Origin of the sequence: Aminobacter sp. LjRoot7, from assembly GCF_964252895.1 — a bacterium.
GTDB lineage: Bacteria > Pseudomonadota > Alphaproteobacteria > Rhizobiales > Rhizobiaceae > Aminobacter > Aminobacter aminovorans_B.
In genome coordinates, this window is record NZ_CAXUPX020000002.1 from 67,207 (window position 1) to 82,222 (window position 15,016).

The window sequence follows — 15,016 nt, forward strand, 5'->3', positions numbered from 1 at the left end:
CGCCAGAGAGCCAGGGGAAAAACAATGCCAGAACAAACAGCGCAATTCGGTGGGGAGACCGGAATCGACCCGAGGATCGCCGCCCGGATATCCGACGGAAAAGCCTGGGAACCGCTTCCCGACGACATCTTCGTCATAGATGGGGTAGCGCATACCTACAATCATGCGCCCGACAACCTGATACCCGGCTCATATGCCCCCATGATGACGCAGATGTTGTGGGGGATCCACGAGTTCTACACGCCGCGCGACGCGCCCAAATGGCTTGTCCCGCAACCGCATCGGATCATGCAGGATGCCGATCTGATCGGCCATTCGCTCTTCGGCGAGAGCCAGGTCGATGCCTGCGTCTATCACCACCTGCCGATCTTCAACCTGTTCAAGGATGGCGGCGGTCCGCTCTACGTCGGCAAGGAGATGCGCGAGCGGTGGCCCGGACGCGTCCTCATCTATGGCGGTATCAGCCCCTATCACGAGAACGTGCTGGATGAGATCGACCGCTTCCTGGACGAGGAGAAAGTGTCGGCCTTCAAGTTCTACCCGCTTGATCTCGTAGGCGGCACGGTGCGCGGCACCAGGATGGACGACGAGAAACTGATGTTTCCGCTTTACGAGCGGATGCTCAAGCGCGGCATCAAGACCGTTGCCATGCACAAGGCAATCCCGTTCGGTAACGTCGGCCACGAGTATTTCATGGTCGATGATGTCAACGATGCCGCGACCAGTTTCCCGGAGATGAACTTCGAAATCTTCCACGGTGGCTTTGCGTTCCTCGAAGATACCGTGCTGAAGGCGACCTACAACTCCAACGTGACGATCAACCTTGAGGGCACAAGCGCCCTGATCTTCTACGCCCCGGAACGGCTAGCCCACATACTGGGCTCTCTGGTTCAGGCGGGCGCTGCGGATCGCATCGTTTGGGGAACCGGCGTGCCGGTCATCCATCCCCAGCCGTTCTTGGAAGCTTTCTGGAATTTCCAGATTCCGCTCAGCATGCAGGAAGGTTATGCCTATCCAGCGCTGACTCCCGAGATCAAGCGCATGATGCTTGGAGGGACACAGGCGCGTATCCTCAACCTCGACGTGGAAAACCTAAAGCGGGTTGCCGCAACCGATGAGTTTGCGAAACGCGACCGGCTCGCCGAACCGTGGACAAGCGGCAGGGGGACGGAATGATGGATATGCGTAGCGCGGTCGAGGACGCCCTGGATCAGATCATCGATCCCTGCAGTGCCGGGATCGGCAAGCCGGTCGGGCTTGTCAGGATGGGGCTGATCAAGGAACTCGATCTTGCGATGGAGGGCGACGCTGTAGCAGTAAGATTGCATCTGCGCGTGACCTCGCCCTGCTGCATGATGGGCCCCAGCTTCACGGCGCAAGCCAAGGAGAAGCTCATGAGCCTGCCCGGCATCTGTTCGGTCGAGGTGACCATCTCCCCGGAGATCGACTGGACGCCGGGCCACATGGCCCCGTCCTATCGCGCTACCCTCAGCGGTCCGCGGATTGGCTACCCGGAGGCATAGCAAGGTCTTGCCCGATCGGATCGTCCTGGGCCAGCGCGCATGGCTGCGACGATGAGCCGTCGAGGGGCGGAAGGCATGGTGCTTGAAGCAGCCAAGGCAATCGAATCGGCACTCTCAGACTTCCATTTGGAAGCTGACCGTTAGTGTAGTCGCTAATTCGCTCACTGCTTATCGATAGACAGTCAAATGTTCGCTTTCGGGAAATCTGCGGCTGACTTGAGGGCGCTGAGCTGCTGTCGCAGGCTTGAAGGTGAATGACTGCTTTTGGGATGTCGTAATTCGACCTCTAATGTCTCAATCGGGGTCGTAAGCTGACGAGACAAATTTTGAATGATGGCGCTGACCTGGAATGGCAGCTTTTCGCCAAGTGCTTCCGAAAAGCCGACAGCCCGGAAACGGCCCCAACGCTGCCGGCCTGCTGACCCACATCGATGCCGCTGGCTGCCTCCGGCAATGTCGCCTGCCGCGGCACGCGAGTTTACCCTTTCTCAGATGTGCTCGCGTCGACTTCGGCTATCCTCAGCTCATAAGACGAGTTTGCTGCCCCTTCCGCGATGACATGGTGTGCCGGTCATGCTCTTCGGCGTTGCGCAGGGCGTCGGCAGGACCCTGCCGCTCCATGCCCGGAAAGGAAAATCGAACAGCCAGACAGAAATACCCGTTGGACCGAAAATTTCCCTGCTTCTAGCCTGACCAGAGAACAAAAACAGTCAGAGCAATGGGGAACGAAAACATGAAACTGGCAGACCTTACCTCCGTCCTGGCGCTTGCCGCCGCATCGATGACACTAGGCGGCATGGTCGTCGCCCAGGCCGCCGACATCACCGTCATGGGTTATCGCGGTGCCTTTCAGGACAATTACCAGAAGGCGGTCATCGAGCCGTTCAACGCGGCGCATCCCGACATCAAGGTGACGTTCTTCGGCGTCCAGAATGCCGCGACGTCGCTCGGCAACATGCGTGCCCAGAAGGACGCGCCGCAGGCAAATGCCGTGATCTACGACCTGTCGGTGGCAAAGATCGCGTCGGAAGAAGGCCTCGTTGCCAAGCTCGATACCACCAAGATCAGCAACTATGCCGACCTCGCCGACATCGGCAAGGAGCTCGGCGGCGCCGCCATTCCCCTGACCTACGATACGCTGTCGCTGATCTACAATCGCGACACCTACAAGGACAATCCGCCCACCAGCTGGGAGGCGCTGTGGGATCCGGCGCAAAAGGGCAAGGTGATCATCCCGGCACAGGGCGGCGGCGACATCCAGGCAATCCTTCTGACCATCATCGCCAACCGTCTTGCCGGCCAGGACGACTACAAGCAGTCGATCGAGCCAGGCGTCAAGAAGCTGGTCGAGCTTGCCCCGGCGGTGCAGACTTGGGAGCCCAAGCCCGACGCCTACACTTTGGTGGCAAACGGCACCGCCACCGTCTCGATCGGTTACAATGCGCGGTCGCAGTTCTTCCGCGACCAGACCGAAGGCCGCATGCAGTCGGTCGGCCCCGTCGAGGGCACCGCATCGCAGATCAACGTGATCAGCGCGATCGCCAATGCGCCCGACCAGGAGGCGACGGAAACATTCATCAACTACACGCTGGACCCGGAGGTCCAGGCACGCTTTGCCAAGGCGATGTTCTATGCCCCGACCAACACCAAGGCCGAGGTCGACGAAGAGACGCGCAAGCGTATCCCGCTGATGAACGCCGATCAGCAGAAGAAGCTGATCCCCGTCGACTGGATGAGCATCGGCGCCATGCGTGACGACATCCTGTCGCCCTGGCGGCGCCAGATCATCCCGGCAAGCCGCTGACATCGACGCCGGAGCGGGCATGGCACTTCATGCCCGCTCCGGCCGGTCGGCCCGTGCGGACCGCTTCAACCAGATGAAACAGAGGTAAGCTCATGCAAACGCTGGCCACGCGCCTCGAGGCGCACCCGACCGCCATTCCGCAAGCCGAGCCGAAACCGGACGACGCTTTCCTGCAGCTGCGCGGCCTGACCAAACGCTACGAGTCAGGCTTCATCGCCGTCGACAAGCTCGATCTCGACCTGCCCAAAGGCAAGCTTCTCGGCCTTCTCGGCCCCTCCGGCTGCGGCAAGACGACGACGCTGCGCATGATCGCCGGCCTTGCCCCGGTCTCCTCAGGAGAAATCCTGATCGGCGGCGACGACGTTGCCCGGCGCGCGCCGCACAAACGCGACATCGGCCTGGTCTTCCAGAGCTACGCCTTGTTCCCGCATATGACGGTTGCCGAGAACATTGCCTTCGGCCTCGATATGCGCGGCGTCTCCCGGCAGGAGGCGCGCGGCCGCGTCGAGGAGGCGCTCGAAATGGTGCGCCTGCCGGGATATGGCAGTCGCAAGCCCAAGGAGATGTCGGGCGGCCAGCAGCAGCGTGTCGCGCTGGCGCGCGCGCTCGTCATCCGGCCACGCATTCTTCTTCTGGACGAACCGCTGTCCAACCTCGATGCCAAGCTGCGCGACGACATGCGCATCGAAATCCGGGAAATCCAGAAGCGCCTGTCGATCACCACCGTGTTCGTCACCCATGATCAGGTCGAGGCGCTGACCATGTGCGACGTCGTCGGCGTCATGTCCGGCGGCAGGCTGGCCCAGCTCGGCACACCTTCGGAAATCTATGAAAAGCCTGCCTCGCTTTTCGTCGCCGAATTCGTCGGCCGCGCCAATGTCATCGATTGCGAGATCGTCGGCCGCGACCAGGCGCGCATCGGCGACCAGGTCTATCGCAGCGACACCAGGGGCCTGAGCAGCGGCAAGGCCAAGGCTGCCATCCGGCCGCATCGCATCAGCCTGACGCCGGATCGCGATCGCGCATTGGTCAGCAACGCGACCAACAGTGCGCGCGGACGCATCGCTCGCATCACCTATATCGGCGACATCGTGCAATACGAGGTCGAAATCGGCGGCGCCATGCTCAAGGTCGAGGTGCCGACCGCCAGTGCCGGCCACGGCTTCGACACCGACGACATGCTGCTTTGCGAATGGAAGCCGCAAGACATGCTGGTTTTCGGGAGCTAGGCCGTCATGAGCGCCATCACCCACATGCCGGCCGACATTGCATCGGCCGCAACCGCGCCCAAACGGCGCTTTCCGCTGACAATCGTGCTCCTGCTCGTGCCGATGGCCGTGGTCAATCTCGCCGCCTTCGTGCTGCCGGTGCTGCGTCTTGGCCAGATTTCGTTCCTGGAAAGCCGCTCGGGCGGCGTTCTGACCGATGTCTATACGTTTAAGAACTATCTCGACTTCTTCACCGACAGCTTCAACTTCGGGCTTGTCATCAACTCGCTGTGGATCAGCTTCGCCGTCACCATCGCCACGCTGGTCTGCGCCTATCCGATCGCGCTGTTCCTGCACCGTGTGTCGCCGGTCTGGCGCAATGTGCTGTTTGTCATCACCGTCTCGCCGCTGCTGGTCTCCAGCGTGGTGCGCACCTATGGCTGGATGGTGCTTTTGGGCGACCAGGGGCTGATCAACGGCTCGCTGTTGTCGATGGGGCTGATCGCCGAACCTATCCGGCTCATCAACAACACGCTCGGCGTCTTCATCGGCCTGGTGGAAATCCTGATCCCCTATATGGCGCTGGCCCTGATCGCCGGCTTCGGCAAGCTGGACCAGAGTCTGGAAGAAGCCGCAGCCTCGCTCGGCGCCAACGCCTTCACCCGTTTCCGCCGCATCATCTTTCCGTTGACGCTGCCGGGGGTGGCGCTCGGCTGCCTGCTGTGTTTCGTCCTGGCGATCAGCTCGTTCATCACGCCAAAACTTCTCGGCGGCGGCCGCGTCTTCCTCTTGGCGACCGAAATCTTCGATCAGGCCATCATCCAGCTCGAATGGCCGCGGGCCGCGGCCACTTCGGTCATCGTGCTCATCATCTTCGGCTTTGCGCTCGCGGTCTATTCGCGGGTCGTGCGCCGGTTCGATTGAGGGAGATTGAACATGATCGGCAGAATAAGCCTTCCTTTCCGCATTCTCGTCATCTTCCTCTATTTGTTCCTGCTGGCGCCCATTCTGGTGGTCCTGCCGCTGTCGTTCAGCAATGACAGCTACCTGACCTTTCCACCCGAGAGCTGGGGCGTGCGCTGGTATGTGGCGATGTTCCAGCACGCCGGGCTGATCAACGCCTTCTGGCTCAGCCTCGGCATCGCAGCGATCGTCACCGCCCTGTCGCTGGCCATCGGCATTCCGGCCGCTTATGCGATCGGCCGGCATGAGTTCCGCGGCAAGGAGTTCGTGCTCAGCCTATTCACGGCGCCGCTTCTCTTGCCCTCCATCGTCCTTGGCCTGGCGATATTGCTGGTCTTCGTGCAGGCAAGGCTGCTTGGCACCGTCACCGGCCTGATCATCGCCCATCTGATCGTGACCACGCCTTACGTGATCCGCATCGTCATCACCTCGCTTTCGACGCTGCCGCCCTCGGTGGAAGAAGCAGCGACAATGCTCGGCGCCTCGCCTTTGACCGTCTTCCGGCGCATCACCCTGCCCCTGATGGCTCCAGGCATCGTCGCAAGTGCGGCCCTGTCCTTCCTGCTGTCGTTCGACGAGGTGGTGATCTCGCTCTTCATCACCGGTCCGCGGCTGACGACGCTGCCCGTCGAGATCTTCAACTATGTCGAAAGCCAGACCGATCCGATGACGGCGGCCATCTCGGTGGTTCTGGTCACGGCGACGCTGCTGATCATCATGCTGATCGAGCGCACACTCGGCCTGTCGCGGACCATCGGCAAATAACGCTCTCGCCACCGGCGGCGCGCCGCCGGTGGGCAATCATCCCCCGAAGGAAATGAAAGTCATGGACAATATCGCGCTCTGGATGTCGCAGCCGCATTACGGCTATCTCGAAATCGCGCGCACATGCGGGGTCAAGTCGCTGGTTCTGGAGCTCGAGCACGGCACCTTCGACCTGGCCTCGCTCGATCAGTTCCTCGCCTACACCAAGGCGATCGGCATGCCGACGCTGACCAAGATCATCGCGCCCAACGCCGAGTCCATCCAGCAGGCGCTGGATTTCGGTTCGGACGGCGTCATCGTTCCGCATGTGCTCGGGGTCGACCATGCCCGCGAGGTCACCAGGGCCGCCAAATATCCGCTGACCGGAACACGGTCCTACGCCGGCGGCCGCGTCTTCGGCTACGCACGACCGGCGTCGAACGCCTTCGAGGCCGAAAACAGCCGGACCAAGTGCTTTGCCATGATCGAAACGGCGGAAAGCCTGGAAGACGTCGAAAAGATCATCGCGCTCGACACCGTCGATGGCCTTTTCCCCGGTCCCTCTGATCTCGCTCTGGCGCGCGGCCGCGGCGCCTATGCCTTCAACGATGCCGACCGCGCCGATCTCAGGCGCGTCGCCGCAGCAGCGCGCAACGCCGGCAAGAGCTGGGTGATGCCGGCCTGGACCTCCGCCGAACGCCAGTTTGCCCTCGACGAAGGGGCCGATCTGCTCGTCGTCGCCACCCAGACCATGACGCTACGGGCCGGGATCATGGCCACCATCCACGCGCTCAGGGACGAGAGGATCGTCGCCTGAAGATCCGACAATCCGAACAGGGAGAACCAACGTGAAAATCAGTCTCATCCAGACCAATCCGCAGAAGGACCGCGCCCAGAACCTGCGCGACATCGGCGACCTGATGCTCGACGCCGTCAGGACCGACAGGCCCGACCTCATCGTCCTGCCCGAATATTTCGAATATTACGGCGGCAGCATCGAGGAAAAGCTGGCGGCAGCGGAAGCCGCCCCTGGCGGGGCCGCCTACAGCATGGCGAGCGCCTTTGCCCGCGAGCATGCCGTCTATGTGCATGCCGGAACGATCATGGAAAAGGTCGAGGGCGAAGACCGGATCTACAACACCAGCTTCGTCTTCGACCGCCAGGGCAGACAGGTCGCCGCCTATCGCAAGATCCACATGTTCGACATCGTCGCCCCCGACGGCACGGCCTACAAGGAATCGGCGTCGGTGAAGCCCGGCGAGGACATCGTCACCTACGAGATCGACGGGGTGAAGGTCGGCTGCGCCATCTGCTACGACATCCGCTTCTTCGAGCTTTTCCTGCAATTGGAAAAGGCCGGTTGCGACATCATCGTGCTTCCCGCGGCCTTCACCTTGCAGACCGGCAAGGACCACTGGGAGGTGCTGGCGCGTGCCCGCGCCATCGAAACGCAGACCTATTTCGTTGCCTGCGGACAGACCGGTGCAACGGTCTTCGGCAATGAAAAGCGTCATTGCTGGGGTCACTCGCTGGTTTGCGACCCGTGGGGCCATGTCGTGGCGAAAGCATCCGACGGGGTCGGCTTCGTCACCGCCCGCGTCGATCCGGCACAGATCAAGCGCGCCCGCACGCTGATCCCGATGACCCAGCATCGCCGTCTCGCCTGCGCCTAGAGCAATTCCAGGACAAGTGCGGAGCGGTTTTCCGTCCGCAAAAACAAGAAGATAGAGCACTTCCGCGTTTCGAGGAAAAGCGGAAGCGCTCTGGGAAAGGGCCTTACGATGTACATTATCAAGGACATGCCCGAGCAGGTGCCGCAGGCCGACCTCGATCTGCTTGCCGATGTCGAGACGGCGACCGTCGGTCACTGGCGGCTGTTCGGCTTCATGGACCGGGGCATTCAGCCGCTTCTGCCGAAGCGGCGGGTCGTCGGGACGGCGGTGACGCTGGCGATTTCCGGCTCGGACTCGACGCTGCTGCATCACGCGACAGGCCTGCTGCGCCCGGGCGACATACTGGTCGTCGATCGGCTCGGCGACGACAAATATGCCTGCTGGGGCGGCGGCGTCACCGTTGCCGCAAAGGCTGCAGGCGCCGTTGCCGGCATCGTCGACGGGCCATGCACTGATCTGACCGAGATCGAGGAGTCGGATTTTCCGATGTGGTCCCGCGGGCTCTCGCCCATCACCACGCGCCTCTACGATCTCGGAGGCGGGCTCAACATTCCGGTGTCCTGCGGCGGTGCCGTCGTCATGCCCGGCGATGCCATCCTGGCCGACGAAAGCGGCGTGCTGGTCATCCCGCGCGACGAGGTCAGGGCCGTCGCCGAAAAGGCGCTCGGCATGCAGGACAGCGGCAAGAAGCGTGAGGCGAGCGTCCGCGACAAGGTCCAGAAACTCGGCGACATGTCGGGCGCCAGCGCCAAGGTCCTGGCAAAGCTCAGCGCCTGACCAGTCCACGTCCGGGCGAGTCGGCGGCGAACCGCGTCGCCGCCGACATATTTTAGCGAGTGCGCAAATTCTCGGGGACGCTGATTGCCTCGTCGCGGCCGCTGGCTAAAATGCCGGCGCGCCTGCGAAGCGGCAGCCCATGCTGCATCAGATGCTTCGCCGAAACCAGCCGAGGTCGACAATGAAGGCATTCCGGAGCTTGCAGAGCCAGTGAACATTCGTTTCCTGGAGACCGTCATCTGGTTGGCGGAACTGAGAAATTTCCGCATCACCGCCGAGCGGATGAACATGACGCCGGCGGCCATTTCCAACCGCGTCTCGGCCATGGAACAGGAGCTTGGCTTCCGGATCTTCGACCGCGACGCCCGCGACGTCAGATTGACCGAAGAGGGCGCGCATTTCGTCACCGGCGCCCGCGACATCGTCAGCCGCTACAACGCGCTTCTGCAGGATCTGGGACCGAAGGACGAACTTGAGGGCACGGTCCGCATTGGCGTGTTGCCCAGCATGGCGCTGGTGGTGCTGCGCGGCATCATGGAAACGCTGCGCGAACGCTCGCCGCGCCTGCGCGTTTCGGTTTCGACCGATTCTTCCTCCGTCCTTTTGCAACGTCTCGAAAATCGGGAACTCGACATCATCCTGGGTTTCCCCGGGCCGAACATGTCGAAGATGAACGTAACAGACCTTTGCGATCTCAGCATGTTCTGGGTGTCGTCCCCGGCCCTGCTGCAAGGCGCGCCCAACCAGCCGATGGGGCGCAGCGACCTGTTGCGCTACCCGATCATTTCGTATGAGCGGGGGACCTACAACCACGGCAAGCTGCTCGACTATCTCGGCGGCCAGGACGCCCAGAGTGCGGTGCTGCACTATTCCAACTCGCTGTCGACGACGATCAGCATGATCGCCAACGGTCTGGGCATCGCCGTGCTGCCGCCCATCGTCATCCAAAACGAGCTGCGCAGCGGCGCCCTGCACGTGCTCAACGTGCAGCCGGCCTTTCCCGTCACGCGCTACAGCGTCGTCTATCTCGAAGCCGCTTCGTCGCGGCTGTGCTCGTTGATCGCTTCGATTTCCCGCGACGTGGTCGGCAAGGTGTGCACGCTCTACGACCGCTCGCTCATCCAGCAGATCGAGGCCTATTGAGGCGCAATCGGCCGCACGGTGCGGCGACGACGCCAGGCATCGGGTTGCCGCAGCTCCGGTTCCGCCGCTGTCCGGCCGGTCATTTCAGGACACGCCGTGCGCCATGATGCGCGCGATCCGGTGAGCCCTCGTGTCCCGCCGCGCCAGCCATGCCGCGGACAAGGATCGGACAAAAAGACAATCGTCCCCGTCCTCGCCCGGTCACCATGCCCGAGTGCAACGCTCGGGCGCGCAGATGCCGCTCCGCTGTGCTGGCACCGCCCGACGGGACACGCCTCAAATACAATCAAGGATTGATTTGAAGTTGCAGTGATTACCTATTGCAGATTGTGCTTTTTTGGCTAAAAGGGCGGCCTATCCAGGCTGTCCCCCGGAGTTTAATGCGCGTGCCTGCCGAACGAACCGAACTTGCAACTGTCGTGCTTTGCTACAAGGCGTCGGAAGACGTCGTCGGTGCCGTGCGCTCCCTGCTCGACCAGGAGCAGCCGACGGAGATCGTCGTGGTCAATTCCGGCGGCGGCAATGTCGAGGCCGTGCTGAGGCGCGCAGGCATTACCGTGCCCTCACTCGAATATGCCGAGCGGCTCTATGTCGGGGCGGCGCGCAATCGCGGCATCGACAACACTACGGCGCCGTTCATCGCCTTCCTTGCCAGCGACTGCCGCGCCTGTCCCGGCTGGGTCGAACGGCGCCTTGTCCGCCACCGCGCAGGCGCAGGCGCGGTGGCAAGCGCCATCGCCAACAGCCACCCGCGCAACCTTGTCGCCTGTGCCGCCTATATCGGCATGTTCATGCGGCGCCTGCCCGGCCTGCCCGAGACCATGGCGATCCGCTTCGGCGCGTCGTTCGACCGCGCGCTGTTCGACGCCTTCGGCCGCTTCGACGAAACCGTTCCGGCAAGCGAGGACACCGAGTTCCTGAAACGGCTGCCGCCTGAGTTGCAGCCCGTCTGGGAGCCTGATGTCCAGACCATCCACCTCAACGAAACGCGGCTGATGCGGCTGTTGATCGATCAGTTCCGGCGCGGCATCCGTTATGGCCGCGACATGCACCGGATCCTGGGAAAATCCCATGCAAGGATTGCCCGCGACGTGTTGCGCCAGTGGCGGCCGGCTCAAGCCCTTGCGCGCGCCGGCCTCGATGGCCGCGACCTGACCTATGTCAGGCTGTCGATGCCGATCTTCTGGCTCACCTTGGCCGTCAAGGCCGGCGGCGTGCTGGTGTCGCAATGGTCAACCGACAGGCCCCGTCCAGCCGCCTCAGGCATGACTGCGCAATAGGCCTCCCCTGATGATCTCCTCAGAAATCAAGCCGAAACTGCCGCGGTGGAAGACGCTGTTGCGACGCAGGCAAAGGGTGATCGCCGTCTTCAGCTACCGCTTCGACGCGCATCTGGTCCCCGATCTCATCGCCAATATCGATCCGTTCGTCGACGGCTGGGTGGCCTTCGACGACCGTGCATCGACCGGCGTGTTCAGCAGCGAGGTCGGGCGCCGGCGCTGCCTGCTCGAGGCAGCGCGGCAGGCCGGCGCCGACTGGATCCTCGCCGTCGATCCCGACGAACGTTTTGAAACCGCCGTGGCGTCAGAGATCGCGGCCCTGACCCGCAAACCGGGGCGCATCGCCTGGGGGTTCCATTTCCGCGAGCTGTATGCGCCGCTGAGCTACCGCGTCGACGGCATCTGGGGCGCCAAGATCCGCCATTGCCTGTTCCGCGCCTTCGACCCGGCCGAACGCACCGACACCGGCCTGCACGATCTGTGGTACCCGAGGAACGCCGGCTTCCGCGAGTTGCGCAGCGGGCTCAATCTCTATCATCTGAAGATGATCGACCCAGCCCGGCGCAGCGCGCGGCGCGATCTCTACAGCTTTCTCGATCCCGACCGCCGCGACCAGGCCATCGGCTATGACTACCTTGCCGACGAAACCGGCGTGCGGCTCGAACCCATCCCGATGGACCGCCGCTATCATCCGCCTCACATCGACGATGGCGGCCTGTGGATGTTCGACCTCAGCGAAAGGGCGGGCGGACTGCCGGCTGGAGATTGACGGCGGCTCCGCTGGTCGGCTTTTCGCTCGCTTCAAGCCGGTTGCTCGCACAGGCAACGGGACGGAATTGTTCGGTTCGGCAGTCAACGCCGCGCGGAACCACTATTCGCTCAGTCGGAAATTGCGGATCCGGTCGAACAGCACGGCAAGCACGATGGCGCTGCCGATGAATGTGCCTTGCCAGAAGGCGTTGATGCCCAGCAGGCCAAGGCTGTTGCGGATCACCTCGATCAGCGCCGCACCGATGATCGCGCCGAAGGCCGTGCCGACCCCGCCGGCCAGATTGGCGCCGCCGATGACGGCGGCCGCAATCACCTGAAGTTCCATGCCTGCGCCGATATTGGTGGTGACGGCACCGAGCCAGCCGGTCTGGATGATGCCGGCGATGCCGGCTGACAGGGCCGAGATCATGTAGACGGCGACCTTGATCTTGCGTACCGGAACGCCCGTCAGCGTCGCTGCGTGCTCATTGCCGCCGATGGCAAAGACGTAGCGGCCAAATCTCGTCCAGCGCAGCACGAAACCGGTCAGCAGCGCCAGGACGATCATGTACAGCACTGGATTGGCAATGCCGAAGAACCAGGCGCCGCCGCCCAGCGCCAGCAGCTTGTCGTGGTCGGGGCCAAACTGGAAGACGACTGTGTTGTTGGATGCGACCATGGCCAGGCTGCGCGCGATCGACAGCATGCCGAGCGTGACCACGAATGGCGGAAAGTCGAGATAGGCGATCAAGATGCCGTTGAACGCCCCGATTACCAGCGCGGTGCCGATGGCCGCCGCAATGCCGACCTCGATGCCGTATCCGGCATGCATGACCACCGCCAGCACCATGCTGCACAGGCACAGCACCGAACCGACCGACAGATCGATGCCGCCGGTGATGATAACCAGCGTCATGCCGAGCGCGATGATCGCGACGAAGGTGACGTTGCGGGTGATGTTGTAGAGGTTTTTCGTCGTCGCGAATGAATCGGTGGCGAAGGACAGGAAGATGCAGGCCAGAATGACGGCAATGAGGACCCAGAAGGTCTGGCTGCCGAGAACCTTCGCCATCCAGCTCTGCTGTTTCTGTGAAATGGTCTGGTCAAGGGTAATAGCCATCGTCGACCTTCGTTTCGTCACTGCGCGACCGGCAGGGTTGATCATACCTGTTCGATGGCACCGGTAATAAGCCCCGTCACTTCCTCCGGCGAACTCAAGGCAATCGGCTTGTCGGCAACCTTCCGGCCACGCCGCATGACGATGACCCGATCGGCCACCGTAAAGACATCAGGCATGCGGTGGCTGATCAGCACGACGGCAATGCCGCGATCGCGCAGCTGGCGGATCAGGTTGAGGACTTCCGCCACCTGACGGACCGAGATCGCCGCCGTCGGCTCGTCCATCAACACGATCTTGGCCTCGGAAAGCATGGTGCGGGCGATGGCCACCGCCTGCCGCTGCCCACCCGACATCTGCCGGACGAGGTCGCGCGGCCGCGTCTCGGACTTCAGGTCCCTGAAGATCTCGCCGGCCCGCTTGTACATCGCCTTGTAGTCGAGGATGCGCAACGGTCCAAAACCGCGGCGCAGCTCGCGGCCAAGGAAGACGTTCGCCGCCGCCGTCAGATTGTTGCACAGCGCGAGGTCCTGGTGGACGATCTCGATACCATGCTGCCGCGCTTCCACCGGGCGATGCATGACCAGCTCGGCCCCCTCCAGCCGCATGCTGCCATGGCTCGGCCGAAAGTTGCCGGCGATCATCTTGACCAAGGTCGACTTGCCGGCGCCGTTGTCCCCCATCAGGCCGACGACCTGTCCCGCCTCGAGCGAGAAAGACACGTCGCTGACCGCCTGGATGGCGCCGAAATGCTTGGAAATGTTGGCGAGTTCGAGAACTGCCACCAGCCTCTAGCCTCCCGAAACATGCAAGCCTCGCAGCCGTCCCGCACACCCGTCCCGGTCTGGCTTCGCGAATTCGCGCTCCCGGTTTCCTCCTCGGGAAACGCGAAGACCCGCATTTATGCAAAACGTCACGACAGCGTCAATCAATTGTCGGATGGACTCGGCACAAATGTCTCAAAAATCTGTTTTGTCGGACAAATGGCATTGACGAGCACGGCGCCAGGATATTAGCTGGGCATCGGAGGAAGAGCATGCTGATCCTTGTTACCGGTGCAACGGGCAAGGTCGGGCGGCACTTCATCGCCGGGCTGCTTGACGATCCGCGATTTTCCGAGACCCGCATCCGCGCGCTTTGTCACAACCGCTCCTTCGATGAAACCGACCGCATCGAGATGGCCCGCGGCTCGATCGCCGATCGCGTAGTCGTTGCCAACGCGCTCGTCGGCGTCACCCACGTCGTGCACCTCGCCACATGCAAGGAAACGCCAGCTGACGTGATGGACGTCGCCGTCAAGGGCCTATTCTGGCTGCTCGAGGCGTTTCGGCTAAGTCCAACCGCCCGACAGTTCATCCTCATAGGCGGCGACGCGGCGATCGGTCATTTCTACTACCGCAACGAAGCGCCCCTCACCGAGGCGGCACGCTATCAGGCCTATCCCGGCAGCTATGCGCTGTCGAAGGTTCTCGAAGAAGTCATGCTGGAGCAGTTCGGCATCCAATATGGCCTCAACTGGTGCTGCCTGCGCGCGCCGTGGATCATGGAGAAGGATGATTTCAGATACACGCTGTCTTTCGGTGACGACGTCTTTGGCGGCCCGGACTGGAAGACACTGGTGCCGGAGGCAGACGCCAGGCGTCATGCCAGGGCGGGCACCGTGCCGCTGTTGCGTGATGCCGACGGGCAGCCGCTGAAACGCAACTTCGTCCATGTCGACGATCTGGTGTCGGCGATCCTTGCGGCGATCAACAATCCGCGCGCCAGGCAGCAACTCTTCAACGTCTGCATGGATCGTCCGGTCGATTATGGCGAGGTCGCCGACCACCTCGCCCGCACCCGTCACCTCGCCTCGATCGACATTGCGAGCCAGTACCACTCGAACTGGATGGACAATGCCAAGGCCAGGTCCCTGCTTGGCTGGCAGCCCGAATACGACCTCGAAATGCTCATCGACTCGGCCTGGCGGTACGAGCGTTCGGACAATGATCCTCGCACCGTCTGGTATCCGGGTTGATTTCGTCGCGGGCACGC

15 protein-coding genes are annotated in these 15,016 nt (G+C 62.7%); 13 read left to right on the plus strand and 2 right to left on the minus strand.

The window, feature by feature from the left end:
* The first annotated feature begins 24 nt into the window (after positions 1 to 24).
* The 12 genes from ACSQ3E_RS06060 to ACSQ3E_RS06115 all read left to right on the plus strand — a co-directional run bounded on the left by ACSQ3E_RS06060 (position 25) and on the right by ACSQ3E_RS06115 (position 11,884).
* Positions 25 to 1,176 (plus strand): amidohydrolase family protein, encoded by a 1,152-nt coding sequence (locus ACSQ3E_RS06060; RefSeq protein WP_436121996.1) that lies wholly within the window; start codon positions 25 to 27, stop codon positions 1,174 to 1,176.
* A complete protein-coding gene (locus ACSQ3E_RS06065) occupies positions 1,173 to 1,523 on the plus strand; it encodes a metal-sulfur cluster assembly factor (protein ID WP_436121997.1) in 351 nt (116 codons plus the stop codon). The genes ACSQ3E_RS06060 and ACSQ3E_RS06065 overlap by 4 nt, the downstream gene beginning before the upstream one ends.
* A gap of 733 nt (positions 1,524 to 2,256) precedes the next feature.
* On the plus strand, positions 2,257 to 3,327 hold the full coding sequence (locus ACSQ3E_RS06070; RefSeq protein ID WP_436121998.1) for an extracellular solute-binding protein: 1,071 nt from the start codon (positions 2,257 to 2,259) through the stop codon (positions 3,325 to 3,327).
* 92 nt (positions 3,328 to 3,419) lie between these two features.
* The gene (locus ACSQ3E_RS06075; protein WP_436121999.1) at positions 3,420 to 4,556 is read left to right on the plus strand and encodes an ABC transporter ATP-binding protein; all 1,137 of its coding nucleotides are present in this window, start codon (positions 3,420 to 3,422) and stop codon (positions 4,554 to 4,556) included.
* A gap of 6 nt (positions 4,557 to 4,562) precedes the next feature.
* Complete coding sequence (locus tag ACSQ3E_RS06080) at positions 4,563 to 5,459, plus strand: ABC transporter permease (protein ID WP_436122000.1); 897 nt, start codon at positions 4,563 to 4,565, stop codon at positions 5,457 to 5,459.
* Between the two features lie 12 nt (positions 5,460 to 5,471).
* Entirely contained in the window at positions 5,472 to 6,263 is a 792-nt protein-coding gene (locus tag ACSQ3E_RS06085; RefSeq protein WP_436122001.1) for an ABC transporter permease, read from the plus strand.
* A gap of 61 nt (positions 6,264 to 6,324) precedes the next feature.
* Positions 6,325 to 7,059 (plus strand): aldolase/citrate lyase family protein, encoded by a 735-nt coding sequence (locus ACSQ3E_RS06090; RefSeq protein ID WP_310322923.1) that lies wholly within the window; start codon positions 6,325 to 6,327, stop codon positions 7,057 to 7,059.
* Between the two features lie 31 nt (positions 7,060 to 7,090).
* Entirely contained in the window at positions 7,091 to 7,915 is an 825-nt protein-coding gene (locus ACSQ3E_RS06095; protein ID WP_436122002.1) for a carbon-nitrogen hydrolase family protein, read from the plus strand.
* Between the two features lie 108 nt (positions 7,916 to 8,023).
* Positions 8,024 to 8,692, plus strand: a complete 669-nt coding sequence (locus ACSQ3E_RS06100) for an RraA family protein (RefSeq protein WP_310322925.1) — start codon at positions 8,024 to 8,026, stop codon at positions 8,690 to 8,692.
* A gap of 210 nt (positions 8,693 to 8,902) precedes the next feature.
* Positions 8,903 to 9,835, plus strand: a complete 933-nt coding sequence (locus tag ACSQ3E_RS06105; protein WP_310322926.1) for a LysR family transcriptional regulator — start codon at positions 8,903 to 8,905, stop codon at positions 9,833 to 9,835.
* 386 nt (positions 9,836 to 10,221) lie between these two features.
* Positions 10,222 to 11,115, plus strand: coding sequence for a glycosyltransferase family A protein (locus ACSQ3E_RS06110; RefSeq protein ID WP_436122003.1), 894 nt, complete (start codon positions 10,222 to 10,224; stop codon positions 11,113 to 11,115).
* 10 nt (positions 11,116 to 11,125) lie between these two features.
* Positions 11,126 to 11,884: a hypothetical protein gene (locus ACSQ3E_RS06115; RefSeq protein ID WP_436122004.1), complete on the plus strand. Its 759-nt coding sequence runs from the start codon at positions 11,126 to 11,128 to the stop codon at positions 11,882 to 11,884.
* A gap of 102 nt (positions 11,885 to 11,986) precedes the next feature.
* Here ACSQ3E_RS06115 and ACSQ3E_RS06120 read toward each other — a convergent pair whose 3' ends face one another.
* Complete coding sequence (locus ACSQ3E_RS06120; protein ID WP_310322930.1) at positions 11,987 to 12,985, minus strand: ABC transporter permease; 999 nt, start codon at positions 12,983 to 12,985, stop codon at positions 11,987 to 11,989.
* A 41-nt stretch (positions 12,986 to 13,026) separates the two neighbouring features.
* Positions 13,027 to 13,770 (minus strand): ATP-binding cassette domain-containing protein, encoded by a 744-nt coding sequence (locus ACSQ3E_RS06125; RefSeq protein ID WP_436122479.1) that lies wholly within the window; start codon positions 13,768 to 13,770, stop codon positions 13,027 to 13,029.
* A 248-nt stretch (positions 13,771 to 14,018) separates the two neighbouring features.
* Here ACSQ3E_RS06125 and ACSQ3E_RS06130 point away from each other — a divergent pair, with 248 nt between their 5' ends.
* Positions 14,019 to 14,999, plus strand: a complete 981-nt coding sequence (locus tag ACSQ3E_RS06130; protein WP_436122005.1) for an NAD-dependent epimerase/dehydratase family protein — start codon at positions 14,019 to 14,021, stop codon at positions 14,997 to 14,999.
* Positions 15,000 to 15,016: the final 17 nt, after the last annotated feature.